This window comes from Stenotrophomonas sp. 1L-E-5-B-C3 (assembly GCF_057292075.1).
Genome location: NZ_JBXAWS010000027.1, coordinates 1 through 26,023, shown reverse-complemented (window position 1 = coordinate 26,023; position 26,023 = coordinate 1). Strand labels below are relative to the sequence as shown.

Annotated in this window: 18 protein-coding genes; 7 read left to right on the top strand and 11 right to left on the bottom strand. The window is 66.0% G+C overall.

The window, feature by feature from the left end:
• A complete protein-coding gene (locus AC0Z6F_RS21360) occupies positions 1–2,862 on the bottom strand; it encodes a TonB-dependent receptor plug domain-containing protein (protein WP_485618389.1) in 2,862 nt (953 codons plus the stop codon).
• Between the two features lie 98 nt (positions 2,863–2,960).
• Between AC0Z6F_RS21360 and AC0Z6F_RS21355 the strand changes: the two genes are divergently transcribed.
• Positions 2,961–3,566: a hypothetical protein gene (locus tag AC0Z6F_RS21355; protein WP_157804791.1), complete on the top strand. Its 606-nt coding sequence runs from the start codon at positions 2,961–2,963 to the stop codon at positions 3,564–3,566.
• 9 nt (positions 3,567–3,575) lie between these two features.
• Here the strand turns inward: AC0Z6F_RS21355 and AC0Z6F_RS21350 are convergent, their stop codons facing one another.
• A complete protein-coding gene (locus AC0Z6F_RS21350; protein ID WP_100435243.1) occupies positions 3,576–3,983 on the bottom strand; it encodes an ExbD/TolR family protein in 408 nt (135 codons plus the stop codon).
• 151 nt (positions 3,984–4,134) lie between these two features.
• On the opposite strand from AC0Z6F_RS21350, the gene AC0Z6F_RS21345 reads away from it, so the two are divergent.
• From AC0Z6F_RS21345 to AC0Z6F_RS21335, 3 genes are all read left to right on the top strand, one after another.
• Entirely contained in the window at positions 4,135–6,120 is a 1,986-nt protein-coding gene (locus AC0Z6F_RS21345; protein ID WP_100435242.1) for a transglycosylase SLT domain-containing protein, read from the top strand.
• 105 nt (positions 6,121–6,225) lie between these two features.
• Complete coding sequence (locus AC0Z6F_RS21340) at positions 6,226–6,462, top strand: hypothetical protein (RefSeq protein WP_006391668.1); 237 nt, start codon at positions 6,226–6,228, stop codon at positions 6,460–6,462.
• Positions 6,463–6,576: 114 nt separating this feature from the next.
• Complete coding sequence (locus AC0Z6F_RS21335) at positions 6,577–7,797, top strand: multifunctional CCA addition/repair protein (protein WP_485618386.1); 1,221 nt, start codon at positions 6,577–6,579, stop codon at positions 7,795–7,797.
• 69 nt (positions 7,798–7,866) lie between these two features.
• On the opposite strand, the gene AC0Z6F_RS21330 is transcribed toward AC0Z6F_RS21335, so the two are convergent.
• The 9 genes from AC0Z6F_RS21330 to AC0Z6F_RS21290 form a co-directional block, all read right to left on the bottom strand.
• The gene (locus tag AC0Z6F_RS21330) at positions 7,867–8,301 is read right to left on the bottom strand and encodes an SseB family protein (RefSeq protein WP_012512104.1); all 435 of its coding nucleotides are present in this window, start codon (positions 8,299–8,301) and stop codon (positions 7,867–7,869) included.
• Positions 8,302–8,350: 49 nt separating this feature from the next.
• Positions 8,351–8,686, bottom strand: coding sequence for a hypothetical protein (locus tag AC0Z6F_RS21325; protein ID WP_012512105.1), 336 nt, complete (start codon positions 8,684–8,686; stop codon positions 8,351–8,353).
• 3 nt (positions 8,687–8,689) lie between these two features.
• Complete coding sequence (locus tag AC0Z6F_RS21320; protein ID WP_012512106.1) at positions 8,690–9,724, bottom strand: S41 family peptidase; 1,035 nt, start codon at positions 9,722–9,724, stop codon at positions 8,690–8,692.
• A 281-nt stretch (positions 9,725–10,005) separates the two neighbouring features.
• Complete coding sequence (locus AC0Z6F_RS21315; RefSeq protein WP_485618383.1) at positions 10,006–13,035, bottom strand: autotransporter family protein; 3,030 nt, start codon at positions 13,033–13,035, stop codon at positions 10,006–10,008.
• Positions 13,036–13,344: 309 nt separating this feature from the next.
• Positions 13,345–14,412: an acyltransferase family protein gene (locus tag AC0Z6F_RS21310; RefSeq protein ID WP_485618381.1), complete on the bottom strand. Its 1,068-nt coding sequence runs from the start codon at positions 14,410–14,412 to the stop codon at positions 13,345–13,347.
• Complete coding sequence (nagA, locus tag AC0Z6F_RS21305; RefSeq protein WP_485618379.1) at positions 14,412–15,560, bottom strand: N-acetylglucosamine-6-phosphate deacetylase; 1,149 nt, start codon at positions 15,558–15,560, stop codon at positions 14,412–14,414. Before nagA ends, AC0Z6F_RS21310 begins: the two co-directional genes overlap by 1 nt.
• Positions 15,560–16,588: an SIS domain-containing protein gene (locus AC0Z6F_RS21300; protein WP_485618377.1), complete on the bottom strand. Its 1,029-nt coding sequence runs from the start codon at positions 16,586–16,588 to the stop codon at positions 15,560–15,562. The genes nagA and AC0Z6F_RS21300 overlap by 1 nt, the downstream gene beginning before the upstream one ends.
• 7 nt (positions 16,589–16,595) lie before the next feature.
• Complete coding sequence (locus tag AC0Z6F_RS21295) at positions 16,596–17,663, bottom strand: LacI family DNA-binding transcriptional regulator (protein WP_006391719.1); 1,068 nt, start codon at positions 17,661–17,663, stop codon at positions 16,596–16,598.
• Positions 17,664–17,702: 39 nt separating this feature from the next.
• Complete coding sequence (locus AC0Z6F_RS21290; protein WP_006391721.1) at positions 17,703–18,992, bottom strand: sugar MFS transporter; 1,290 nt, start codon at positions 18,990–18,992, stop codon at positions 17,703–17,705.
• A 376-nt stretch (positions 18,993–19,368) separates the two neighbouring features.
• Between AC0Z6F_RS21290 and AC0Z6F_RS21285 the strand changes: the two genes are divergently transcribed.
• From AC0Z6F_RS21285 to AC0Z6F_RS21275, 3 genes are all read left to right on the top strand, one after another.
• Positions 19,369–20,388 carry a glucokinase family protein gene (locus AC0Z6F_RS21285; RefSeq protein WP_012512112.1) on the top strand — a complete coding sequence of 340 codons (1,020 nt, stop codon included), beginning with the start codon at positions 19,369–19,371 and terminating at the stop codon, positions 20,386–20,388.
• 143 nt (positions 20,389–20,531) lie between these two features.
• The gene (locus AC0Z6F_RS21280) at positions 20,532–23,240 is read left to right on the top strand and encodes a TonB-dependent receptor (RefSeq protein ID WP_012512113.1); all 2,709 of its coding nucleotides are present in this window, start codon (positions 20,532–20,534) and stop codon (positions 23,238–23,240) included.
• A gap of 111 nt (positions 23,241–23,351) precedes the next feature.
• The gene (locus tag AC0Z6F_RS21275; RefSeq protein WP_006391724.1) at positions 23,352–25,709 is read left to right on the top strand and encodes a beta-N-acetylhexosaminidase; all 2,358 of its coding nucleotides are present in this window, start codon (positions 23,352–23,354) and stop codon (positions 25,707–25,709) included.
• Positions 25,710–26,023: the final 314 nt, after the last annotated feature.

Sequence of the window (26,023 nt, the reverse complement as noted above, 5' to 3'; positions counted from 1 at the left end):
TCAGAAACGCAGGTCCGCGCGCAGGTACCAGTAGCGGCCACGCGGGATGTCATAGGTCGAAGCGTCGTAGCCGTTCAACGAGCACGACAGGCAGATCGGCGGATCCTTGTCGAACACGTTGTTCAGGCCAGCGGTCAGCTGCAGCCCCTTCATCCAGTCGACCTTGTAGCCCACCTGCATGTCGTGGAAGGTGGTGGCCGAGAGCGTGTTGGTACCGGCGGCCTGGTTGCTGCACACCGGGAACGCAGCGGCATCTCCACAATTCTCGGTCAGCTCGGAGATGTGGCGCACCGTCCAGTTGGCGCTCCAGCGGTCCAGTGTCCAGCCGATGCTGGCATTGCTGGTCCATTCCGGAATCGAGCTGTCGGCCACTTCCACGCCCGGCTTCTGCGGCTGCTTCTGGCCAGCCGCGCCGGTGGCCTCATAGCGGCCGACGAAGGTGTTCTTCCAGCCCAGCTTGAACTGGCCGATGGACGACTGCGGCAACGTCCAGAACAGATCCACGTCCCAGCCGTCGGTCTTGATGGAACCGAGGTTGGTCAGGCGATTGTTGAAGCTGCTGACCGCACCGGTATTGGCACGGGTGATGCCCTCGCAGTAAATCGGGTCCAACGTATCCACGCACAGGTCCAGCTGGGTCTGTGCGTTGATTGCCTGGATCGCACCGTCGATGGCATGACGGTAGAAGGTCACTTCCACGTCGAAGCGTTCCGACCACGAGGTGTTGTTGCCGAACCACGGGCTCCAGACGAAGCCGGCACTGAAGCTGCGCGAACGCTCCGGGTCCAGCTCGCGGTTGCCGCCGGTGGTCACCGAGATCTGCGAGTTGGCCTGCTGGAAGCCGGCCGGCACGCCCAGCGCAGCGCAGTTGGCCGCACTGCCGCGCGGCGGCGTACCGCCCAGGCCCACCGAGCATGGATCGAACAGCTGCAGGTCGGCACGCGCCGCCGAGCCATACAGTTCGCCGATCGACGGCGCGCGGAAGCCTTCCGCATAGGTCGTGCGCAGCACGAAGTCGTCGGTCACCTGCCAGCGCAGGCCGTACTTGGGCGTGAACTCGCCGCCAAAAGTAGAATAGTCCGAATAGCGCCCGGCCAGGCTCAGGTCCAGCTTCTTGCCGAACGAGGAGTCGGCGAAGATCGGTACGCTCAGTTCCAGGTAAGCCTCGTTGACGTCATACGAACCCGAGGTCGGCTGCGATGGCACGCCGTTGTAATGGCCGGCCACGGTCAATGGATCCGGCTGGTACGAACCCTCGTACTTGCGGTACTCGAAACCGGTGGCGAACGACACTGGGCCGGCCGGCAGCGAGAACAGTTCGCTGGACAGATTGGCGGTGAACAGGCTCAGTTCGTTCTGGCTGCGGTCACGCACCACCGGCTGGATCCACTTCAGCATGTCCGGCGTGATCGAACCGACGCCGCCGAAGATGTTCAGCGGCACGCACCCCGGCGTCGCCGCACAGATAGCAGGATCGCCCAGCGCCATGTTGACGTTGTAGATGTTGTAGCTGCCGTAGTTGGTCTGTTCGGCCTTGTTCTTGCTGTACATGCCGTTGACGTCCCAGTACCAGCTGCGATCAGCGGCATGGAAGTCACCGACCAGACCGGTGGCGAAGTACGTGGTATCCACCTTCTGCTCGAACACGCGCGCACCGCCTTCCACCGGGCGGCGACCGATCAGTGCCATGTTGCCCGAGGACACCAGATCGAAGCCGAACGGGTTGTACGGATTCAAGCGCGAGACCACGATGTTGTCGGCCAGCGGATTGCCGGTGGCGCCATCTGGGCCGAAGAACAGTGGCTCGGGCCCGGCCTGATTGGTCGACTCGCGGCGGTTGCCCAGTGCTTTGACGTACCACTGCACGTTGTCGGTGATGTCGAAGCGGAACTGACCGAACAGGCCCTTCCGTTCCGACGGTGTCAGCACCATGTTGTATTCGGCGAAATTGAAGCGGTCGGCACTGGTGAAGCAGTGGTAGTCATCGCTGCGGTTGCAGCCGGCACTACCGTCATAGCGCGGATTGCTGGCGCCGGTGTTCGGCACGATGTCCTGCACCGCTCCTGTGTTGGGATCGGTGAAGCGGAAGCGCCCCTGCGGAATGCCGCCGCTGCCGAATGCCAGGCCGGTGCCCGGAATCGGGAAGCGCGACTGCTCGCGATCCTTGGCGAACACCGGGTCCTGCTTGGTCCAGCTGGCGCCGAGGAACAGGCTGTAGCGGTCACCGCTCTTGCCCCAGGCCAGGTCAACGCCCTTCTGCGTGCCGTCGCCCTTGCTGTACTCACCGTAGTTCAAGGTCACCTGGCCACCGTCGAAATCGCGGCGGGTGATGATGTTGACTACGCCGGCGATGGCGTCGGAACCGTACAGCGATGAAGCGCCATCTTCCAGCACTTCGATGCGTTCGACGATGGCCAGCGGAATGGTATTGAGGTCGGTGGCCGAGCCCACGCCGGACGCGGACGACTCATTGACCCAACGGATGCCATCGACCAGCACGAGTACGCGCTTGGCACCGAGGTGGCGCAGATCGACCTGCGCCGAGCCGGCGCCTACACCGCTGCCATCGGGCGGGAAGCCGAAGTTGCCGGACGAATTGAACTTGGCATTGAGCGCCGAACCAGAGCCGGTGAGCTGCTGCAGCACTTCGCCGATCGAGGTCAGGCCGGTGCGTTCGATGTCGCCGCGGGTCAGGGTCTGGATCGGTACCTGGCCTTCGACTTCAGCGCGCTTGATGCGGGTACCGGTAACTTCCACCGCATCGAGGTTGGTGGTGGATTGTGCAGCGGCCCCCATGGGTGCCAGGGCCGTCACGCACAGCGCGACGGCAACCGCCAACGGGCGGTGATGCAGGTGAATCATTCGCTCTCTCTCCAAAGGAATGTCGGGACATGGACTGCCGCGCTCCCCCCTGCATGGCGGCAGCGTCTCCTTTGTAAACAAGTGGTAAAAATCGCGGCGTGATGATCGACACTCTTTCACGCGGATTTGACGCATTTAGCGGCGGATTACGTCAGATAGCTGCAGGTTATGACCGGACGATACTGTTCACAACAGGCAGCCTTGATGCCGGCTGCGACAGCGCGCGCCGACAGCTGCCGCATTCATGGAAAAGGTCTTTGCCGGACCGTTTCAGGAATAGTTTGAAATTCCTTCTTTCAGAAGGCGCCGCTAATCGATCCAGCGCAGACTCGCACCTCCAGCCATTCGCGGGAGGGTCGATCATGAAAGCGGTGAGTGCGGTGCTGGGTGTCACGACGGTGATGACGCTGCTTCTTTCCCCGGCAGGTGAATCGAGAGCAGGCGGCCTGATCGAGTGCAACAACTGCCCCTCTCCCAGCGATGCGGCCTTGGCCTCGGGAGAAGGATTGACGGTTGTGGTGGATTTCGAAAGAGCCGAGCTGACTGCTTTCGACGTTGAACATGAGCCCAAGGCCAAAAAGTGGCGAGCACATCCAACCCCTGTTCCAGCGCAGATTGAAACGGCCTTTCTGCGGATTCTGGATGCGACGCTGTCAGCAGGGGAAGCGCCGCTCATGCAGCAATCACCGCATGAGCGGCAGTGAGACAACGCCCTATCGCACGAAAGCGATGCGCTCCATGCCGGTGGCCTCGGCCGCAGCCAGGATCCGGGCCATGCCTTCGTACTCGGCCGACGGATCGGTGGCGATGCGCAGCTCCGGCAGGTTGCCGGCATGCTCGCCGGCCTGTGCCTGCAGACGCGCCTGCAGATCGCCGATGGCCATCGGCTGGCCATCCCAGCTCAGCTGGTTCGCCGCATCCAGGCGCAGCTCGATCGGCGGCGGCGGTTCGGGGCGATCGATCGTGCGATCGGTGGCCTGTGGCAACTGCACGGCAATCGGCCGGGCCACGATCGGCGCGGTCACGATGAAGATGATCAACAGCACCAGCATCACATCCACCAGTGGCGTGACATTGATCTCCGCCAGCGGGCCGCTTCTTCCTGCGCTACTGAACGCCATGTGCCGCTCCCTGCAGCCGGGCCGTTCGCCCAAGCCCGACACTACGTCGCCCGCAGACCCGCGAGGCAGTGCCCGCAGCATGAGCATTCAGCTGCCGTTGCCGGCCCACCGCGTGCACGCGATGCGAACCTGAATTCAGCCACTGCCCGCTATGCTGGTCGCCATGACCCGACGCTCTTCAACTGCCCTGTCCCTGCTGCCCTTGGCCACCACGCTGCTGATCGGCTGCGCCAATGCCCAGTCCCTCGACGCCCAGAACGCGCAGCTGAAGGCCGCGATCGCTGCCGCCGAACGCGGCCAGTTCGATCCCGGCCAAGCCGCCGCACTCAGCCGCCATCCGGCATACGGCTGGCTGGAGTACGCCAACCTGCGCCGCAACATCGACACCGTCGATACCGCGCAGGCGCAGGCCTTCCTCAAGCGCTATGACGGCCAAGCCGTGGCCAATACCTTCCGCAGTGTGTGGCTGCCCTCGGTCGCACGCCGCCAGGATTGGCCGACCCTGCTGGCCAACTGGACGCCCACCGACAACGCCGGCCTGCGCTGTGCGCAGCTGACCGCACGCCAGGTGACAGGCAAGGTCGATCCACAGTGGATCAGTGAAGCGCAGGACCTGTGGCGCAAGAACGGCAAGTCGCTGCCGGACGGCTGTGATGCCGTTTTCGCCGTGCTGCAGGCGCAGGGTGGTCTGAGCGACGCTCTGCGCTGGGAACGCATCGATGCCGCCGCCGACGCGCAACAGCCGGCCGTGATGCGCAGCGCCGCACGCGGCCTGCCCGCCACCGACCTGGCACTGGCCAGCAATTACGCTGCTTTTGTCGACAAGCCCAATGCCAGCGCGTTGAACTGGCCGCGCAACGAGCGCAGCCGGCGCATCGCTACCGACGGCTTGGCCAAGCTGGCCAAGGCCGACCCCGGCGCCACCGAACAGCAACTGCCGCAGTACGCCCAGGCGCTGGGCCTGAGTGCCGAGCAACGCGGCCAGGTGCTGTACCAGATCGCGCTGTGGACGGTGGCCTCCTACCTGCCCGATTCGGCGCGCCGCCTCAACGCGGTACCCGAATCGGCGTACGACGAACGCCTGCACGAATGGCGCGTGCGCGAAGCGATGTCGCGCGGTGACTGGCCGGCGGCGCTGACCGCGATCCGCAAGATGGCCAGCAAGCAGCGCAGTGATCCGCGCTGGCGCTACTTCGAAGGGCGCATGCTGGAGAAGACCGGCCAGGCGCAGCAGGCGCAGGCGCTGTTCCGCGAAGCTGCTCGCGCACCAACCTTCCACGGTTTCCTCGCGGCCGACAAGCTGCAGCAGGGATACACGCTGTGCCCCTGGAAGCCGAACGACAGCGCGCAGGCACAAGCCACGATCGCACGCGATCCGGCCATCCAGCGCGCGATGGCGCTGTACCAGATCGACCGCGCCGGCTGGGCCGTGGCCGAGTGGAACAGCGCGCTGTCGCGCTTCGATGACACCCAGCGCCGCCTTGCCGTGCGCGTGGCGCAGGACAACGGCTGGTTCGACCGCGCCGTGTTCGCACTCGGCAAGCAGCCGCAGGAACAGCGCCTGTACGACCTGCGTTTCCCGCTGCACCACGACGCCACCATCCGCCGCGAATCGGCACGCAACGCGATCGATCCGGCCTGGGTGGCGGCGGAGATCCGCGCCGAGAGCACCTTCACCCCGCGTGCGCGCTCGCCTGCCAATGCCATGGGCCTGATGCAGGTGCTGCCGGCCACCGGTGCCGGCGTGGCCAAGTCGATCGGCCTGACCGGCTACGGCGGTGCCGACAGCCTGTATGACCCGGACACCAACATCGCCATCGGTACCGCCTACCTGCGCCAGTTGATGAACAAGTACGACGGCCTGCCCTACGTGACCATCGCCGCCTACAACGCCGGCCCGACCCCGACCGCGCGTTGGCAGAGCCAGCGCCCGGGTTACGACCCCGACCTGTGGATCGAGACCATCAGCTACAAGGAAACCCGCGAGTATGTGGCACGCGTGCTGGCCTTCAGCGTGATCTACGACTGGCGCCTCAATGGCGATGCATTGCCGCTGAGCGACCGCCTGATGGGCCGCCTGGTGGACAAGCGCAAGAGCTTCAGCTGCGCCGCCAACGCTGACCAGGGCGGCGACTGATTGCAACACGGTCGTGCCGGCCGCTGGCCGGCATCCGCCATTGCCCAAGAGTTGCCGGCCAGCGGCCGGCACTACCCGACATCCATTTCCCGGGGAGGGGAAACGATGAGCCTGCTGGTCTGGATCGGGATGTTCACCGCCTGGAGCCTGTTTGCCACCTGGGTACTACGCTGGGGTGGCGCGGCCTGGATGGAAGGCTGGAAGTCGCTGGCCTTCGTCGACAGCTGGGGCAGCCTGTGGGACGAAGCGCAGATCAAGCTGTACTTCCTCTGCCTGTGGATCGTCTACGGCCTGTGGTTCGTGGCCGGCCTGTTCGTGCCGGAGTGGCGCGGCCTGCCGTGATGCCGCTGCGTCGGTAGTGCCGGCCGCTGGCCGGCAACCGCTATTTGCCCAGGGGTTGCCGGCCAGCGGCCGGCACTACCGATGCTCATGCTCCTACCATGCGATCATCCCCCCATGAAGATCTATCTTGTCGGCGGCGCCGTACGCGACCGCCTGCTGCAACGCCCTGCCGGTGACCGTGACTGGGTGGTGGTCGGTGCCACGCCCGCGCAGATGGAAGTGCAGGGCTTTACTGCGGTGGGCCGCGATTTCCCGGTGTTCCTGCACCCGAAGACCGGCGAGGAGTACGCGCTGGCACGCACCGAGCGCAAATCCGGCCGCGGCTATCGCGGCTTCGTGGTCGACGCCGATCCGGCGGTGACGCTGGAAGAAGACCTGCAGCGCCGCGACTTCACCATCAACGCGATTGCCTGCGACGAAGACACCGGCACGCTGGTCGACCCCTATGGCGGCGTGCGCGATATTGAACAGCGCGTGCTGCGCCACGTCGGTCCTGCGTTCGTGGAAGATCCGCTGCGCGTGCTGCGCGCGGCGCGCTTCATGGCGCGCTTCGCGCCACTGGGCTTCACGGTCGCGCCGGAGACAATGGACCTGATGCGCAATGTTGCTGCCAGCGGCGAGCTGGATGCGCTGGTGCCCGAGCGCGTCTGGCAGGAGCTGCGCAAGGCGCTGGTCAGCGCACAGCCCTCGGCCTTCCTGCGCACGCTGCACGACGCGCATGCACTGGGCCCGATCCTGCCCGAACTGGAAGCGCTGTATGGCGTACCGCAGCGTGCCGAATTCCACCCGGAAGTCGACACCGGCATCCACCAGGAAATGGTCAGCGACATGGCCGCGAAGCTGGCACCGGGCGACGACCTGGTCGGCTTCGCCGCGCTGACCCACGATCTTGGCAAGGGCCTGACTCCGCCGGAAGAATGGCCGCGCCACATCATGCACGAGCAGCGTGGCATCAAGCCGTTGAAGGAACTGTGCGCACGGCTGAGGGTTCCCACCGAGCACCAGCAGCTGGCCGAGGCCGTCTGTCGCGAGCATTTGAACGTGCACCGCATCGACGAACTGCGCGACGCCACCGTGCTGGAGCTGTTGGGACGATGCGATGCGCTGCGCCGACCGGAGCGCGTGGCCCGCATCGCGCTGTGCTGCGAAGCCGACAAGCGCGGTCGGCTTGGATTCGAGGACAGCGACTACCCGCAGGGCGAGACGCTCAAGCGCCTGCATCAGGCGGCGCTGTCAGTGCAGGCACGGGATCTGGATACGACGCACCTTAAGGGTCCCGCCATCGGCGAAGCGCTGGCCAAGGCACGGGTGAAAGCCATCGCCGCCGCCCGTTGATCCGCAGCGGCTGCGCGCACTGCCATGGGTAGTGCCGGCCGCTGGCCGGCACTCAGACAACCCCTGTATTCAGTGCGCCATGCCGCGGGTGATCGCCGCCGCACGCTGCTTCAGCTGGGCCACGGCATCGGGAATCATCTCCATGCCCACGTCCAGGCCCGGGTTCAGCACCAGGCCGACGCCGTCGCCGATACCGGCCAGCAGCGCGTGCACCGCGATCGGCATTGCATGAGCAAACTGCGGCAGCTGCTCATGCCATAGGCCAGCACGCTCGGGCGCGGTGAACACCGCGAACATCGCCTCGCCGCTCTCGCTGGTCAGCACCAGCGGCGAGATGCTCTCATCCCAGGCACCGTCTTCGCCGATGGCCTTGTCCAGCAACACGAACGCCGTCGAGGTCAGCAGGCCATCGAGGAACTGCGACGCGGTCAGCGTGCCGTCCTGGGCCTGCAGCAGGCGCACCTCGAGGTCGTTGAGGGGTTCGAACGGGGTGTCGTGGTCCATGGTCGGTTCCGGTACGTGATTGCAGGACAGACTTTAACAGCCCCGGCCCTCAACCGATGAACCCGTGCCGCCACAGCCAGCCCGAGAGGGCCAGACCGACCACCACCACCAGCATCAGTGGCAGGCCGAAGCGATGCCGCCACGGGATCGGTACCCCGCCCAGCTGCTGGTCCATGGTGTCGGTGTCCAGCACCCAGCCGTACCCGCACCGGCTGCAGGCCAGCTCGTAACGGCGCTGGTAGGTGAAACCGAACAGCAGGTCGATGCGCGCCATCCTGTAGCGCAGCTGGGGCGCGAACTCGGTTTCCGTCTGGCAACGCAGGCAGTGATGGGCTTCGGTTGGGCCGACGGTCACCACCCGTTCGTGCTGGCCGATCAGGATCATCGATCAGCTGCCCTGGCAGGCGGGTTGGGCCAGCAGCCAGGCTTGGGCGGCGGCAAGGGTGGCCGGTCCGCTGGGGGTAGCCTGATCCGGCTGCATCCTGCCACCGTCGCCCTGGCCGTTACGGTCGGTCATGACGTTGTGGGTCAACAGCAAGGTGGTACCGTCCACCAGCGTCGTCGGTCGATTGCCGGTAGAAAAGCCCGCGCTCGGCTGGCCGAAACTACGACTCCCTGGTTGCCCTCGAAACGCGAGTGCCACTGCTTCGCCGGAGCTGGCAGTGCCTGCCCCCATCACCACCGCCACCGGTGCCGTGCCCACACGCAGCCGATACGCGCCCTGTCGTGAACGCAGCATCGATGCATTGCCTTGCACGACTTCACCTTCCGCCTGCCGCCACCACAGCAATCCATTGGCACTACGGAAAGCGCCGATCAACGCCCCCTGCGTATCCGGTGTTCCATGCAGCAATGGCAACAAACCAAACAACATCGGCCACATGTTGCCGCCACCATTGCTGCTTACATCCACTACCCAGCCGCACCGCGTGCCGTCATCCAGGCCAGCGATACGCTCCTGCAACGCCAGCGCGTAGACCTTGCGTGCTTCATAACGTTCCGGTTCGCTGCGCTGCTGGTCTTCCACGAAGGGGCTCACCCGCAGCACGCCGATGCGGGGATTGGCGTGCCTGGGCGCAGCGAGGGCGGTCGCCTGACCGGCATTCAAGCGCTGGGCACGTTCGGAGCGCTGACGCTGCTCGCTGGGCGAAAACCAGCGGCCGTGGCCTCCGCTGCTACGTGCGGCGGTCTCATCCAGAACACGGCGCTGTTGCGCGCGGTCATCGCCTGCGGCGGTCAGGCGCGCGCGCACGTCATTCCAATCTACGCGGTCGCGGTACAGGGACTGGGTTTCCAGCAGCTGCAGCATCTGTTCACGTGCTTCGGGCGAGGGCAACTCCACCGTTTCCTCTGCGACTGCGACAGAAGATGAAAGCAACAGCGTGGCAAGCAGGGGGGCGCGCACGCTCATGAGATCCAGCATCGACGACTCCTTGTCATGTATCGAAGTCGCAGGATAGCCGGGGCGGGACCGATCTCGCCACGCGCCAGTGTGCTGTAGAGCCGAGCCCATGCTCGGGTTGGGGGGATTGCGACTGAAGCAGCCGAGCATGGCTCGGCTCTACAGATGTCCCCGACCGGCAGGGTTCGTGTCGACCAAGGTCGACACCTACCAGAGCAGGTTCATGGCGTCGGCGGAATAGGTGCCGACCAAGGTCGGCACCTACCAGAGCGCGGGGAGGCGCCGCCGGGCGTGGCCCGGCGCTACCAGTCCGCGCGCAGGCCGATGTTGCCTTCGATGATGCGGCGCTTCTCGTTGCGGTCGCCGCCCAGTTCGCGCGCGTAATCGGCCACGGCATAGGCGCTGATGGTGCGGTTGAAGCGCCCGACCACGCCTACACCGGCTTCCAGCGAACGCGAGCGCTGCGAATTGATGATCACGTCATCATCGAAGCGGATGCGATCCTCACCGGAACGGCCATGCCAGTAGTTGAGCTTGAAATACGGCTGCCAGCCGTTGTCGGCCAACTGGTAATCGCCGGCCAGGCGCAGGCCAACACGACCGGTCCAGGCATTGTCATTGTCGAAGCGCACGCTCGATACATCATCACGCCGGTCATCCAGCGAGGTGCGTTGCCAGATCACCTGTACCTGCGGTTCCAGCCACCATGCGGACTGACCGAAGTGCAGCAACGGCTTGCCCGCTTCCACCGACACGCTGGTGCCATCGCCCTTGATCCCGAAGCCGAGCCCACGCGATGAGCGAGCGCGCCCGTCGTAGCGGCTCTGCATCGCCACCGCATCGATGTAGCCACCACTGCTGTCGGTGAACGTCCAGTACAGGCCCACGTGTTTGTCATCCAGGCGGTTCTGCCCCACCTGTACGTTCTCCCAGCCCAGCGCCAGGCCGGTGGTCTTGCCCTGCGCGCGGGTGCGGCCGACGAACACGCCGATCTGATTGCGATGGCTGTCATTGGCCACGGCCCACACATCGAGGCCTGCCTGCAGGCCCATCACATCGCCATCAAAGCCCGGCTGCGCATCACCCTTCCAGTGGATCTCGCTGCTCTGCCCCACCAGACGGCCCCAGGCAGTGCGGAATGCGCCCTGGTTGTACAGCAGGCGTTGTTCGCCTTGCCGCTCGTGGAACGTGCCGAGGCTGGCCAGCGAGGTCTCGCGCAGCAGCGGCGGCACCACGGCATAGGTGGCGGTCTCCACGCGGTACAGCGGTACCACTGTGCCCTCGGCGGGGCGTGCACCCGGCGTCGGCGGCGTCCTGATACCCGGCAGGCTGCCACCCGCAACCGGCACGTCCGGCACCGCCGGATCGCTGGGCGGGGCGACAGGCGCCGGTTCAGGCGGTGGCGGTGGTGGCGCGGTCTCGCCGGCGGTCAGATCGGGATCAGTGGCACCCTCGGGTGGCGGTGGCGGCGCAGGGGTAATGGGTGGCGGCGGTGCCACCGGGGGTGTCGGTGGCGGTGGCGTGGTGTTGACACCGATTCCGTTGGGCGCCGGTGCCGGCCCGGCCACCACGGTCGAGCGCAGGTACCAGTTCTCGCCGCTGCCGGAACTGACACCGCCCTTGAACAGGAAATACTCATAGGCACCAGCAGCCACTGGCGCGAACAGCGAGAAAGCACCGGGTGAGGTCGTCGCACCATTCAGGGCCTGCACCACCAGGATGCCGTCGGCCAGCGTGGCCGCTCCACTGCCTCCAGCATTGAGGACACCGATGCCCGTCGTGCCAGTGGCGGTACCGCCATCGATCACCAGTCGATCACTGGTGGAATTATCCGCCCCCAACACCGTACGCAGGTACAGCCCGCCACCGTCACCGCGGTAGTTGCCGCGGACGGTAAATACATCACCGGCGCCGGTACCTGTCAGATCGATGCGCCCGGCATTGACCATCTCCACCAGTGCGCCACTGTTGAACGGACGGACGGCATGGCCGCCACTGCCCGCGTAGACAGTGCTGGTGTCATCCACCGTGAGCGTGCCGGTGCCGGTTCCGCTGTCACCCAGCACCAGATCGCCATCGAAGGTCAGCTCGGTGCTGTTGGCCAGACTGATCGTCTCCCAGTTCTGGAAGCGCCCCACGCCAGCGGTTTTGACGTTGTTGAAGTTGAGCTGATCGATGCCGCTGCCACCGTCGAACAGCGGCACCGCACCAAGGTTGGCGTGATTGAGGCTGCCGAGATTGGCCACGTCATTGTCCGGGCCCATGTCGATCGCGCCGTAGACGATGCCGCCACCTCTCCAGTTGAAGATGTCGTTGCCGGTGCTGAGCAGTACCTGGCCGCGCACGGTGCCATCGGTGATGGTCACGCTGTCGGCACCACCACTGACACTGATATTGCCGCCGATGTAGGCCGTACCCGAGATGATGATGGTGTCGGTGTCGAAGCCGGTGACCACGTTGCCCTCAACGATGCCGCCGGACTGATCCCACAGATTCTTGTCCAGCTTCATGTTGACGCGGCCGACGCGGCCAGCGGTCATCCAGGCCTGGTCGCCATCCTCGAACGCACCGATGATGCGGCCACCGCTCATGCGGAAGGTATCGATGTTGTCGCCCTGCTGCAGCGCGCCGATCGTGCCGCCACTCATGACGAAATCATCGCGGCCGCTGCCCTGCACCACCACACCGGTGACGGTGCCGCCGGTGACGGTCACCTGGTCATCACCGGTGCCCTGGTCGACGCTGTCGATCGTACCGTCGCTGAGCTGCAGCACATCGTTGCCATCACCCTGCAGGACACCTCCGGCGATGCTGCCGGCCTGCATCTCGAGGCGATCGTTGCCGGCATCGAACTGCACGCCTGTGCGGCCACTGATGGTTCCGCGGTTGATCAACACGCTGTTACCGCCACCGACGAACTGCAGGGCGATGGTGTTGCCGGTGCTGATGCTGCCAAGGTTCTCGACGCGGCTGCCGCCCCCAAGCTGCACGGCCACACCGCCCACTGAACTGATCGCGCCCTGGTTTGACAGCAGGTGCCCGCCGGCACCGACCAGCGCGATGGCCGATCCACCACCATTCTGCTGCAACTGGGCACCATTGGCGACGTTGACGGTGATTCCGGCCGCGCCACTGGCGGTGATGGGAACGGTCTGCGGATTCGGTGCGTTGGCATCACAGTTGACCGTCTGGCCGGCGGTCGGTGCCGGGTTGTTGCAGCCCGCCCAGGCGACGCTGGCGGTCGTCAGAAGCAGGGACGGAACGGCGAGGGCCTGCAACACGGAAACAGCAAGGCGGCGCGGGCGGAACGCACGCGGAACGGCACGGGACATGGGGCACTCCTGGACGGGAAATCAGGAATTGCGTATGTGCGGCACTGCGCTTGCAGTCTGCCGTGTGGTGAACCGTTTGGCAGGTGAACTTTCGTGCGGGAAATCACAGTTTAGATGTGAAATCGCCCGCCCCTCACGCCGATGTGATGTGGCTGAAATCGTTCATTCTTTCGGCATTCGGTAATCGCGTGCAAAGCATCCACGCATGGCGTGGATCTACTGATCCATCGCGCCCTGCCCGATTGATCCACGCCACGTGCAATGAAGCGCATCGCCAGTAGTTCCACGCCATGCGTGGATTAGGCGCCATCAGATCTTCAGATAGATCTTCCGCCGGTCCAGCCAGCACGCTACGCCCCACCACAGTGCGACGAACACCAGCGCCTGCAGCATCGACGCCAGCTCCAGCGTCTGCGGCATCGCGGTGGCCAACTGCTGCCAGATCCAGCCCCAGGCGCCGGTGGCCATCAACACCACCGACATCACCGATGCCCCGAGATACGCGGTGATCGCGTTGACCCCGAAACGACGCCCCAGCGCCGGCCAGCCCTTCTGGTCGATCAGTACGTAGCCCAGCCACAGCGCCAGCGCCGCAAGGCCGCCGGTCCACAGCACGTAGCTGGGCGTCCACAGCTGCTTGTTCAACGGGAGAACCACGGCCAGCAGCAGGCCCAGCACGGCAGCAACCGCGCCCAGCCCAGCCAACGCAGCAGTGCGCCCATTGCGCAGCAGGCCACCGGCAAGCAGGCCGAGCACCGTGCTGGCCAACGCGCCCAGCGTGCTCAGCAGCCCTTCCGGGTCATGTCCGAGCCCGGTATCGGCATGCCACTGGTAGATCCACGGTGCGAACAGCGTGGTATCCAGACGACTGGCCGGATTGGTCCACGGCGCCAGATCGCCGACGCCCAGCAGCAACACGGTATACCCCACCAGCAGACTGACCAGTACGGCCGCCTGTGCGCGCGGACGCGCATACACCGCCAGTACGCCCACCAGCGCCGCGCATACCGCGATCCGCTGCAGTACGCCCCATATGCGGAAGTGATGGGTATCCAGCGCCCACCAGATCAGCAGGTGCAGCAGCGCACCGGCCACCAGGATGCGCAGTGCGCGCTCCAGAACGCCGCGCGCCAGCGCGGGTCGTAAGGCCACGTCCAGCGCGCGTGGCGCCACGCTGAAGGCCATCGACACGCCGACCAGGAACAGGAAGAACGGGAACACCAGGTCGGTGGGCGTGCAGCCATGCCATTCCGAATGACGCAGCGGCGCGAACACCGCGCTCCAGTCACCCGGGTTGTTGACCAGCAGCATTGCCGCCACGGTAATGCCGCGCAGGGCATCGATCGAGCCCAGCCGGCGTGGCGGCGAACTGTTCATCAGGCAGCCTCGTACTGTCCGGCAATCCAGGTGCCACGCACCTGCAGGGCATCGTCCAGCAGCACCAGGTCGGCCTGGTAGCCCTCGGCGATGTGACCCAGGCGATCGTCAACGTTGAGGAACTGGGCCGGATAGGTCGAGGCCATGCGCGCGGCTTCGGCCAGCGGCTGGCCGAGGAGCTGCACGGTGTTGCGCACGGCAGTGGCCATGTCCAGCGCCGAACCGGCCAGCGAACCGGCCGCATTGCGCACTACGCCATCGATGGCGGTGATGGTTTCGCCGTACAGCACGTAACTGGGATCGTCGGCGCCAACCGGTGGCATCGCATCAGTCACCAGCAGCAGGCGGCCGCGCGGCTTGGCCGCCAGCGCCACGCGCAGGCTGGCCGGATGCACATGCACGCCATCGACGATGATGCCGATCCAGCTGTCGCGGTCTTCCAGCGCCGCGCCCACCGCGCCGGGCTCACGCCCCTGCAGCGGCGACATCGCGTTGTACAGGTGGGTGAAGCCGCGCACGCCGGCATCCAGGCCGGCGCGGATCTCTTCATAGGTGCCTGCGGTGTGGCCGGCGGCAACGATCACGCCGCGCTCGACCAGCGCGCGAATGGTCTCCAGCGGCACGCGTTCCGGTGCCAGCGTCAGCAGGGTCACGCCGTTGTCCAGCGATGCGGCCAGCGCAATCTCTGCTTCGTCGGGCAAGCGGAACTTGCTGGCATCGTGCGTGCCCTTGCGGGCCGGCGCGATGTACGGTCCTTCCAGATGGATGCCGATCACCCCTGGTACACCCTGCGCGATCGCCTCGCGCATCGCATCGATGGCTTCACGCATCACGCCCACGTCATCGCTGATCAGCGTCGGCAGCATCGCGGTGGTACCGAAGCGGCGGTGCGCCTGCGCGATGGTCCGCAGCGACGCCACGTCCGGCGTGTTGTTGAACAGCGCGCCGCCGCCACCATTGACCTGCACATCGATGAAGCCAGGCAGCAGCCAGCCACCGCCCAGATCAACCTGCTCGGCGGCCTGGCCCAGCTGCGGCGCTGCATCGGGCAGCAACGCGCTGATGCGGCCGTGCTCGATCACCACCGCCAGATCATCGCGGAATTCGTCGCCGGCAAGGACGCGGGCATTGCGCAGGACCGTTGCCATCACACCGTCTCCGTGACCTTGTTCAGGTGCGGCGGCAAGTCCGGGTTGAAGCCACGACGCAGCGCCAGCGCGTTGATCGCGCGGTAGAAGCTCTGCACGGTCAGCAGCGGTGCGCACAGCGGATGCGGCGCGGCCGCTACCGGCAGGTTGCCACCGGCACCGGCCATCCACACCTGTGCACCGCGCGCGGTGAATTCCTCGACGACGGCACGGGTGCCGGCGCCGGTTTCATCCGGCTGGGCAAAGGCCAGCACCGGGAAACCGCGGTCGACCAGCGCCATCGGGCCATGCTTCACTTCAGCCGAGCTGTAGGCTTCGGCATGCAGGCTGCAGGTTTCCTTGAACTTCAGTGCGGCTTCCTGCGCCGCGCCCAGGCCCAGGCCACGGCCGAGCACGAACAGGTTGGTCGCCTCGACCAGGCCCTCGGTCACCGGCGTCCAGTCGCACTGCCAGGCCTCGCGCAACGCATCCGGCAGCAGATCCAGCGCATTACGCAGGCTGCTGTCCTGCTTCCAGTACGCGGCCAGCTGCAGCAATGCGGCCAGCGAAGCCAGGTAGCTCTTGGTCGCCGCCACACTCTTCTCGGCACCGGCATGCAGCGGAATGACCGTATCGGCCAGCTGCGCCAGCGGCGAATCCTCGACGTTGACCAGTGCGATCACGCGCGCGCCGGCGGCCTTGGCAGCTTCCGCGTTGCGCAGCAGGTCCGGGCTCTTGCCCGACTGCGAGATGACGATGAACAGCGCGCCACGCAGCTGCAGCGGTGCGGCATAGACCGAACCCACCGACGGCGAAGCCGATGCGACCACCAGGCCCAGCTGGGTTTCCAGCAGGTACTTGCCATAGGTGGCGGCATGGTCGGAGCTGCCGCGTGCGCAGGTGACCACGAACGGCGGCGGCGCGGCGCGCAGGCTGGCAGCCAGGGTTTCCATGGTGGCGTGGTTGCGCGAGAACTGGCGCGCGACCACGTCGGCCGCTTCAGCGGCTTCGGCGAACATCAGGGTGGACGTGGGGTCTGACAGCGACATGGCAGGCTCAGGCAGGATCGGAAGGAAGGGGGCGTGCGCCGGCCGGGCGCATTGGCGCGGTCGAACCGCGCACCACCAGCTGCGGCACGAAGCCCTGGTTGTGCAGCGGTGCCGGCGCGTCGTCGTAGGCGTCGCTGCGCAGCTGTGCGATCAGCAGGCGCGCGGCATGGCGGGCGATGTCTTCGGTGGCCTGCTTGGCGGTGGTCAGCGGCGGCCACGACTGGCGCGAGAACGGGCTGTCCTCGAAACCGGCAATCGACAGGTCGTAGGGCACGTTCATGCCGGCCGACTTCGCGGCGGCCAGCACGCCGGCGGCGATTTCGTCGTTGGAACCGAAGATGGCCGTGGGCGGTTCGCGCAGCGCCAGCAGGCGGCGCGCACCACGGAAACCATCGTCGAAGGTGTAGTCGCCCTGCACCACCAGGTGCTTGTCCACGGTCATGCCGTAGTCCTTCAGCGCAGCTTCGTAACCGGCGTAGCGCTCACCCGAGGAACGGTGCGAGATGCCGCCCCAGAGGAAGCCGATGCGCTGGTGGCCCAGCTGGATCAGGTGCTCGGTGATCTCATAGGCGGCCTCGCGGTCGTCCACGAACACGCAGGCGCCGTCGGCCGGGTCTTCGGTGGCCGCGATGATCCGCACCAGTTTGATGCCGCGCGCGGTCAGCGCCTGGATCAGGTCACGACGCTCGGACATCGGCGCGGTCAGTACCAGACCGGCCAGGCGCGAACGCTGCACCCAATCGGCCAGCTCGTCGGCCAGCAGCGGCGAGCTGGAATCGCAGGGATGGATCTGCAGGCCGAAACCGGTCTCGCGGCACGCGGCCAGCACGCCGTTCTGCACGCCGATGATGTGGTACGGGTTCGGGTTGTCGTAGACCAGCCCGATCACGAAGGTGGTGCCACTGCGCAGGTTGCGCGCCGACGGATCGGGCTCGTAGTCCAGCTCGGCGATGGCACGCAGTACCCGCGCGCGGGTGGCCTGCATCACCGAAGGTTCGTTGTTGATCACCCGCGAGACCGTCTTCAACGAGACCTTGGCCTTCTCCGCAACGTCCTTGATGGTCGCTCTGCGCATCGGTTTCCCCTGGGGTTGGCTGCCGTCCATCATCGCCGATCAGACCTTGTCCTGCGGCAGGCCGGCGCGATGGCCGATCACCGAATAGAACAGGATGTACAGGTAGCAGGGCACCATCAGCAGCACGAACACCAGCTGGAAGTCGATGTGCTGCTTGAGCACGGCGAACAGCTGCGGAATGATCGCGCCACCGGCAATGCCCATCACCAGCAGCGCCGAGCCGGTCTCGGTGAAACGGCCCAGGCCGCGAATCGCCAGCGGGAAGATTGCCGGCCACATCATGGCGTTGGCGAAGCCCAGCAGGGCCACGAAGGCCACCGACACATAACCGTGGGTGGCCCAGGCACCGAGGCAGAACACCACGCCCAGCACCGCCGAAATGGTCAGGTAGCGCGACTGCGACACGACCTTGGGGATCAGCAGCAGGCCGACCACGTAGCCCACCAGCATCGCGCCGAGGGTGAGCGAGGTGAACATCTTGGTCTGGTCCAGCGGCAGGTCGAAACCATGGCCGTAGGTGCCGATCGCATCACCGGCCATCACCTCAACGCCCACGTAGACGAACAGGCACAGTACGCCCAGCCACAGGTGCGGGAACTGGAAGATGCTGCGGCGCTCGGCGGCACCGGCAGCCACCGGCGTGGCGTTGGCCTCGGAGGACTTGATTTCCGGCAGCGGCGAGAACAGCACGGCCACCGCCAGCACCACCAGCAGGCCGGCCATGGCCAGGTACGGCGCGTGGATCTTGGCGGCGAATTCGTTGAGCAGCTGCGCCTTGGTGGCTTCGTCCGCAGCGGCCACCGTGGCCGACAGGTCACCGATGCCATGCAGCACCACGGTACCGATCAACACCGGAGCGAGCATGCCGGCGATCTTGTTGCAGATGCCCATCAGCGCGATGCGCCGCGCCGCGGTCTCGATCGGGCCGAGGATGGAGATGTAGGGATTGATCGCGGTCTGCAGCAGGGCCAGGCCACTGCCGATCACGAACAGGCCGCCGAGCGCACCCGGGTACCAGCGCTGGGTGGCGAATTCACCGAACAACGCGGCACCACCGGCCATCACCAGCAGGCTCAGGCTCAGGCCCTTCTTCATGCCGGTACGGCGCAGGATCCACGACGCCGGCAGGGCTAGGAAGAAGTAGGACAGGTAGAACACCATCAGCACCAGGAAGGCGCCGACCTCGCTGAGTTCGAAGGCCAACTTGACGAAGGTGATCAGCGGGCCGTTGAGCCAGGTGAAGAAGCCGATCAGGAAGAACAACACGCCAACGATGGCGATGGAGGTGGCCACGTTCGGGCGCGCGCTTGCAGCGGGGACGGCGGACATCAGGAGGGCTCCTGCGGCGACGGCCGCAGAACGCGGCGTCGGAGAGTGGCTGGGAACAACGTTGTCACATTCTTTCGATGGACAGCTGCGGTTTGTCAACTTCCACGCACGCCTCCGCAAACCTCGTGCTGCACTGCGCAACCCCTCAACAGCGACCCGCGCTGAATGCGCACCAGCCCTTGAGCCCCATGCTGCAACGGTTCCCGCGTGAAAGCAGCACTCACGCCATGTAAACGTTTACTGCATGTCGCATTCGTTGCGACGCAGCAACGAAAGTGTCACGAACTCGTTGACATCGTTGTCAACGCGGTTACAGACTCCGCCCCAATCGCCGCCCCCGATCCTGGGTCCGGCCCCACCTGCTGCAGGAGCCCGCGTGACCGCCAGCCACCCCGCCCCGGCCCATGTCCTGTCCCGAGTCGCGCCCTCGTTCCTGGCCGCCGACGTCGGTGGCACCCATGTGCGCGTTGCCCGGGTCCAGGCCAGCGGTGACGCTGCCCATCCGGTGCAGGTGCTGGAGTACCGCAAGTACCGCAACGCCGACCATGCCGGCCTCAGCGCGATCCTGTCCGACTTCCTCGGCGAAGGCTCGCGGCCCACGCACTGCGTGGTCGCCAGCGCCGGCTATGCCCGCGAGGATGGCACGGTGATCACTGCCAACCTGCCATGGCCGCTGTCGGCGCGCCAGGTGGAGGCCGACGTCGGCCTGCAGCGGGTCTACATCGTCAACGACTTCGAAGCCGTGGCCTACGCCGCCGCGCAGGTTGACGCCAGTGGCGTGCTGCACCTGTGCGGGCCGGACACCGCCGCCCGAGGCCCGACCCTGGTGGTCGGCCCCGGCACGGGTCTGGGTGCCGCGCTGTGGATTCCCACCGCGCACGGACCGGTTGTGCTGCCCACCGAAGCCGGCCAGCCCACCCTGGCGGCCAGCACCGAACTGGAAATGGCCATCGTCCGCCACATGCAGCGCGACCGCGCGCACGTGTCGATCGAACATGCGATCTCCGGCCCGGGCCTGATGAACCTGTACCGCGCGGTGTGTGCGCTGCAGGACCAGGCGCCGACCCTGGCCAGCCCCGACGCGGTCACAGCCGCGGCCATGGCCGATACCGATGCGCACGCGCGCCAGGCGCTGGATGTGTTCTGCGGCCTGCTCGGCAGCACCATCGGCGACATGGCCCTGTTCTACGGCGCCCATGGCGGCGTCTACCTGGCCGGCGGCATCCTGCCGCAGATCCGCGAATACCTGCGCGGCAGCACTTTCGTCGAACGCTACCTGCAGAAGGGGCCGATGGGCGAAGCGCTGGCACGCATCCCGGTGAAGGTGGTCGAACACGGCCAGCTGGGCGTGGTCGGCGCTGCCAGCTGGTACCTGCAGCAGCAGTCCGCCGCCTGACACCGCAACAGGCTTCAACGCAATCGCAGCACGCAGTACGTGGCACGCCAACGCACGGGACTTCGCCGCCGCCCCGCGCATGTCATCGCAACCGTAATCGAACACCGCCGCCGGCATCCATTCGAGTGATGAGGAGAGACATCATGAACACCCGCAAGACCCTGCTTTCGGCCGCCATCGTCAGCTGCATCGCCTTCAGTGCGCATGCGCAGCAAGCCGCCCAGAACGCCACCGACCTGGACACCGTGCAGGTCACCGGTATCCGTGGTTCGATGGAAAAGTCGCTGGACACCAAGCGCGAATCCAATGCGCGCGTGGAAGTGGTCACTGCCGAGGACGTGGGCAAGCTGCCCGCGCACAACGTCGCCGACACCCTGCAGCGCCTGCCCGGCGTCAACATCAGCTCGTCCAGCGCCGATGAAGGCGGCTTCGACGAAGCCGACCGTGTCAGCCTGCGTGGTACCAGCCCGAGCCTGACCCAGACCCTGATCAACGGCCACACCGTCGGTTCGGCCGACTGGTTCGTGCTCAGCCAGGGCAACAACGTCGGCCGCAGCGTCAGCTACTCGCTGCTGCCGTCGGAACTGGTGCGCTCGGTGGAAGTGAACAAGTCCTCGCAGGCCAAGCTGCAGGACGGCGGCACCACCGGTACCGTCAACATCCTCACCCGCAAGCCGCTGGAATTCTCCAAGCAGTTCACTGCGGAAGGCTCGATCGGCATGGTGCGTTCGGACCAGGCCAAGTCGAATGACCCGCAGCTGTCGGCGCTGTTCAACTACAAGAATGACGAAGGCAACTTCGGCGTGATGGTGCAGGCCTTCAGCCAGAAGCGCGAACTGCGCCGCGAAGCGCAGGAAGTGCCGGGCGGCTTCTTCCAGATCGATCCCAACGGCACCGTTGCCAAGTCCAACCCGGACCTGGCGGGCGTGTACGCGCCGGGCCTGCTCGGCTCGACCCTGTTCGAACAGACCCGCGAGCGCAAGGGCGGCCTGGTCTCGCTGCAGTTCAAGCCGTTGGACAACCTGACCCTGGGCCTGGAAGGTTTCAGCTCGGAACTGAAGGCCAACAACTACAACCGCAACTTCATGCTGTGGGGCGGCCGCATCCTCAACGACCGCACTGTTGAAGATGCCAACGGCAACAAGACTCTGATCCCCGGCCAGGCACCGAATCCGGGTTACGTGGTCAAGGATGGCGTGCTGACCAATGCCACTTTTGCCGGCCAGGCCGATCGCGATTACGCGGTCTACGACATGATCTACCGCGAGTCGAAGGCCAAGACCAACTACATCACCTTCGATGCCGACTGGCAGATCAACGACAACCTGGGCATGAAGTTCCAGGCCGGCAACACCAAGGGCACTGGCGATACGCCGCGCCAGTACATCGCCGAGGTCAACCTGGCCCGCGGTGGCGGTGCCAACTGGTCGACCCACGGCAACGGCTCGCCGATCGACTGGAACGTTGGTGGCAACATCAGCCCGGGCGGGGTGACCGATTTCGGTACCTGGGGCAACCAGCAGGTCACCGCGATCGACAAGGAGAAGTGGGCCACGGTCGACTTCAACCAGTACTTCAGCAATGCCGGCGTCCTCAACTCGCTCGACTTCGGTGCCCGTTTCGGCGACCACAAGCGTGAAGCGAAGTCGCCGGAAGGCGCAACCCCCGGCGCAATCTGGAATGCCCTGAAGAACGGCGCGACCGCCAACTTCCCGGGTGGCTTCGCCAACGGCATCGGTGGCAGCTTCCCGCGCGACCTGTGGTACTTCACGCCGGGCGCGTTGAAGGATGCGGTGACCAACAACTCCACCTGGCTGTCCGGCAATGACGGTCCGACCGGCCGCCACAATTACGGCGCCGAGTGGAAGGTGTCGGAGAAGAACTTCGCCGCCTACGTGCAGGCCAACCTCAGCGGCGACCGCTGGAGCGGCAATGTCGGCCTGCGCTACGTCAACATCAAGCAGGACATCGACACCTACGCCGCAGCCACCGGTTCGACCGTGCCGGACGTGAGCAGCCTGTTCGGTGCCTGGACCCGCCAGGCCTTCGACAACAAGCACAACCGCGTGCTGCCCAGCGCCAACCTGAAGTTCGACCTGCGCGATGACCTGGTGCTGCGCTTCGCTGCGTCGCAGACCCAGACCCTGCCCGACTTCTCGGCGCTGGGCGCCTCGTCCTACGGTTCGGACCTGAACCGGACCGGCGGCGGCGGCAACCCGAAGCTGAAGCCGGTGGTGTCGACCAACTTCGACGCCAACCTGGAGTGGTACTTCATGCCGCGCGGCATGCTGTCGGTCGGTGCCTACTCCATGCGCCTGAAGGACTACGTGGCCTTCAGCACCGAGAAGGAAATGCTGTTCAGCGAGCTGACCAACCGCCTCGAGGAATACAACATTTCGCGGCCGAGGAACGCCGACGGCAAGGTACGCGGCATCGAAGTGGCCTATGAGCAGCCGATCGGCGAGTACTTCGGCGTCAATGCCAACTACACCTACGCCGATGGCAGCACCGAACATACCTGGGCCGACGGCAGCGACAACCTGCTGGGCACTTCGAAGAACACCTACAACGTGGGTGCCTACTTCGAGAACGACACCTTCGGTGCACGCCTCAGCTACACCCGCCGTTCGTCGTTCCTGATCGGCCTGTCCGGTGCCAACCCGTACTACCAGGATGACTTCGGCACGCTGTCGGCATCGCTGAGCTACAAGGCCACCGACTGGCTGAGCATCAGCCTGGATGGCCTGAACCTCAACAACCCGACCTACAAGTACTACCAGACCGCGGCCATCCCGACCTCGTTCTACAGCAACGGTCGCCAGTACTACCTCAACTTCCGCTTCAAGTACTGATCCAGCGGCGGCAACATCGCCGAGTCGTGCACGCACGCCGGGCCTGGGTCATTCCGGGCCCGGCGTTTTTCATGTATAGCGTTCATCGCACCGTTCCAAGGAGTCGTTCCGATGGTCAAGCCTTCCCGCGCCCGGATGCGCAGCGCAGTGCTGCTGGGCAGCCTGCTCGCTCTGCTGCCGGCACTGCCGGCACTCGCCGCCGATCCCACGCCTGCCGCTGAAGCACCCGGCCCGCAGCTGCGCGCCGGCAGCCTGATGCTGATTCCCGCCCCCAGCAATGTGCAGGCCGGCCAGGGCAGCGGCATCACCGTTCGCGCCGATACCGTGCTGCAGGCCGAAGGCGAAGTCGCGCAGCGCGTCGCCGCCCAGTTCGCCGACCTGCTGGCCCGCAGTGGTGGCCCGCGCCTGGTCCTGGCCAAGGGCAAGGCTGCAGCCAAGACCGGCAGCATCCGCTTCCAGATCGTGCCCACCTTCCGCGACAGCGGCGAAAGCTACACGCTGGAGAGCACCGCGCAGGGCGTGGTGATCCAGGCCGGCAACGAGACAGGTCTTTTCTACGGCGCGACCACCCTGGCCCAGCTCGCCACCGGCGGCAGCAACGGCGTGCTGCCGGCAGTGCAGATCCAGGACGCGCCGCGCTTCAGCTGGCGCGGCTTCATGCTCGACTCGGCGCGGCATTTCCAGAGCCTGGACGAGATCAAGCGCGTGCTCGATGCAATGGCCGCGCACAAGCTCAATACCTTCCATTGGCATCTCACCGATGACCAGGGCTGGCGCATGGAGATCAAGCGCTACCCGAAGCTGACCGAAGTGGGCAGCTGCCGCCTGCCGGCCGGCGACGGTGGCATCGATCCGGTCAGTGGCCAGGAACATCCGTACTGCGGCTTCTACACGCAGGAGCAGATCCGCGAGGTGATCGCCTACGCCGCCAAACTGCATATCCAGGTGATTCCGGAAATCGACGTGCCCGGCCATGCGACCGCTGCGATCGCCGCTTATCCCGAACTGGGCACCATCGATACACCACTGAAGCCGCTCAGCGAATGGGGCGTGTTCCCCAACCTGTTCAACGTCGAAGACAGCACGGTGACCTTCCTCGAGAACGTGCTGGAAGAAGTGATCGAACTGTTCCCCGCCAAGTACGTGCACGTGGGTGGCGACGAGGCGGTCAAGGACCAGTGGGAAGCTTCGAAGCAGGTGCAGCAGCGCATGCATGCGCTGGGCATCAAGGATGAAATGGCCATGCAGAGCCACATCATCAAGCGCCTGGAGACGTTCCTGGAGGAGCACGACCGGCGCCTGATCGGCTGGGACGAGATCCTCGAAGGCGGGCTGCCGCCGCAGGCCACGGTGATGTCATGGCAGGGCACCGAAGGTGGTCTGGCTGCAGCCAGTGCCGGCCATGACGTGATCATGTCGCCGGTCGGCTACCTGTACCTGGACTACCTGCAGACCGCCTCGCCGAACGAGCCGCCGGGTCGTCCGACCCAGGTCAACCTCGGCAAACTCTACAACTTCGAACCGGTACCGACCGAGCTGGCGGCCGACAAGCGCGGGCACATCCTCGGCCTGCAGGCCAACATGTTCACCGAGCACACGCGCAGCTATGCGCGCCTGCAGCACAACCTGTTCCCGCGCCTGGCCGCTGTGGCCGAGACCGGTTGGAGCACGCCGGAGCGTCGTGATTTCCGCGATTTCCTCGCACGCCTGCCGGCACAGCTGCAGCGCTACCGTGCCTGGGGCCTGGCCTACGCGCAGACCCCGTTCGAAGTGGGCGTGGACTACACCGACAGCCGCGCGGCCAACACGGTGACTCTGTCGCTGGCCAACCCGCTGGGCTATGAAGTGCGCTACAGCACCGACGGACAGCCAGTGACCGCGCAGTCGCCGCTGTACCAGCAGCCGCTGACCACGCAGCTGCCCGCCAACGTGCAGGCCGCCGCGTTCTACCAGGGCCAGATTCTGGCCGCGAGGCCGACGGTCGCGGACTTCAGCGCACAATCGCTGCTCAGCCGCCGCAGCGATGAACTGCTCAGCTGCGTGGGCAAGAAGGGGTTGGTGCTGCGCCTGGAAGACGATGGCCCGCGCGAAGGCAACCGTGCGGTATTCAACGTCGACATCTTCCAGCCGTGCTGGCGCTGGCCGCAGGCGCAGCTGGACGGCATCGGCAGCGTGGAAGTGCGTGCCGGCCGCATTCCGTACTACTTCCAGCTGGCCCACGACGAGCCCAAGCGCCGCTTCGAGAAGGCCAAGCGTGCGCACGGCGAGATGCAGGTGCGTCGCGGAGACTGCAGCGGCAGGGTGCTGGCCGAAGTCCCATTGCCGGCCAAGCCGGATGCCGATGGCTTCGTGACCCTGCGCGCCACGCTGCCGAAGGGGACCCAGGGCAGCGCTGACCTGTGCATCAACTTCACCGGCGATACGCGCCCGGCGATGTGGGTGCTGGATGAGGTCACGCTGGGGAAGTAACGGCAGGTCTGTCCTGGTGGGTGCCGACCTTGGTCGGCACCTCAGGCAGTTCATCCACGCGCGGCGTGGATCTACTGAAATCCCATCCACGCGCGGCGTGGATCTACTGAAATCCCATCCACGCGCGGCGTGGATCTACTGAAATTCCATCCAGGCGCGGCGTGGATCTACTGTAGAGCCGAGCCCATGCTCGGCTGCTTTTCAACCGGAAAGCCGAGCATGGGCTCGGCTCTTGTGTCTTGGATCGTGCCCTGATCAGGCACAATCCCCCGGTGACCCGGGAGGCTCCGATGACGCTGCCTCGGCTCTTAAGC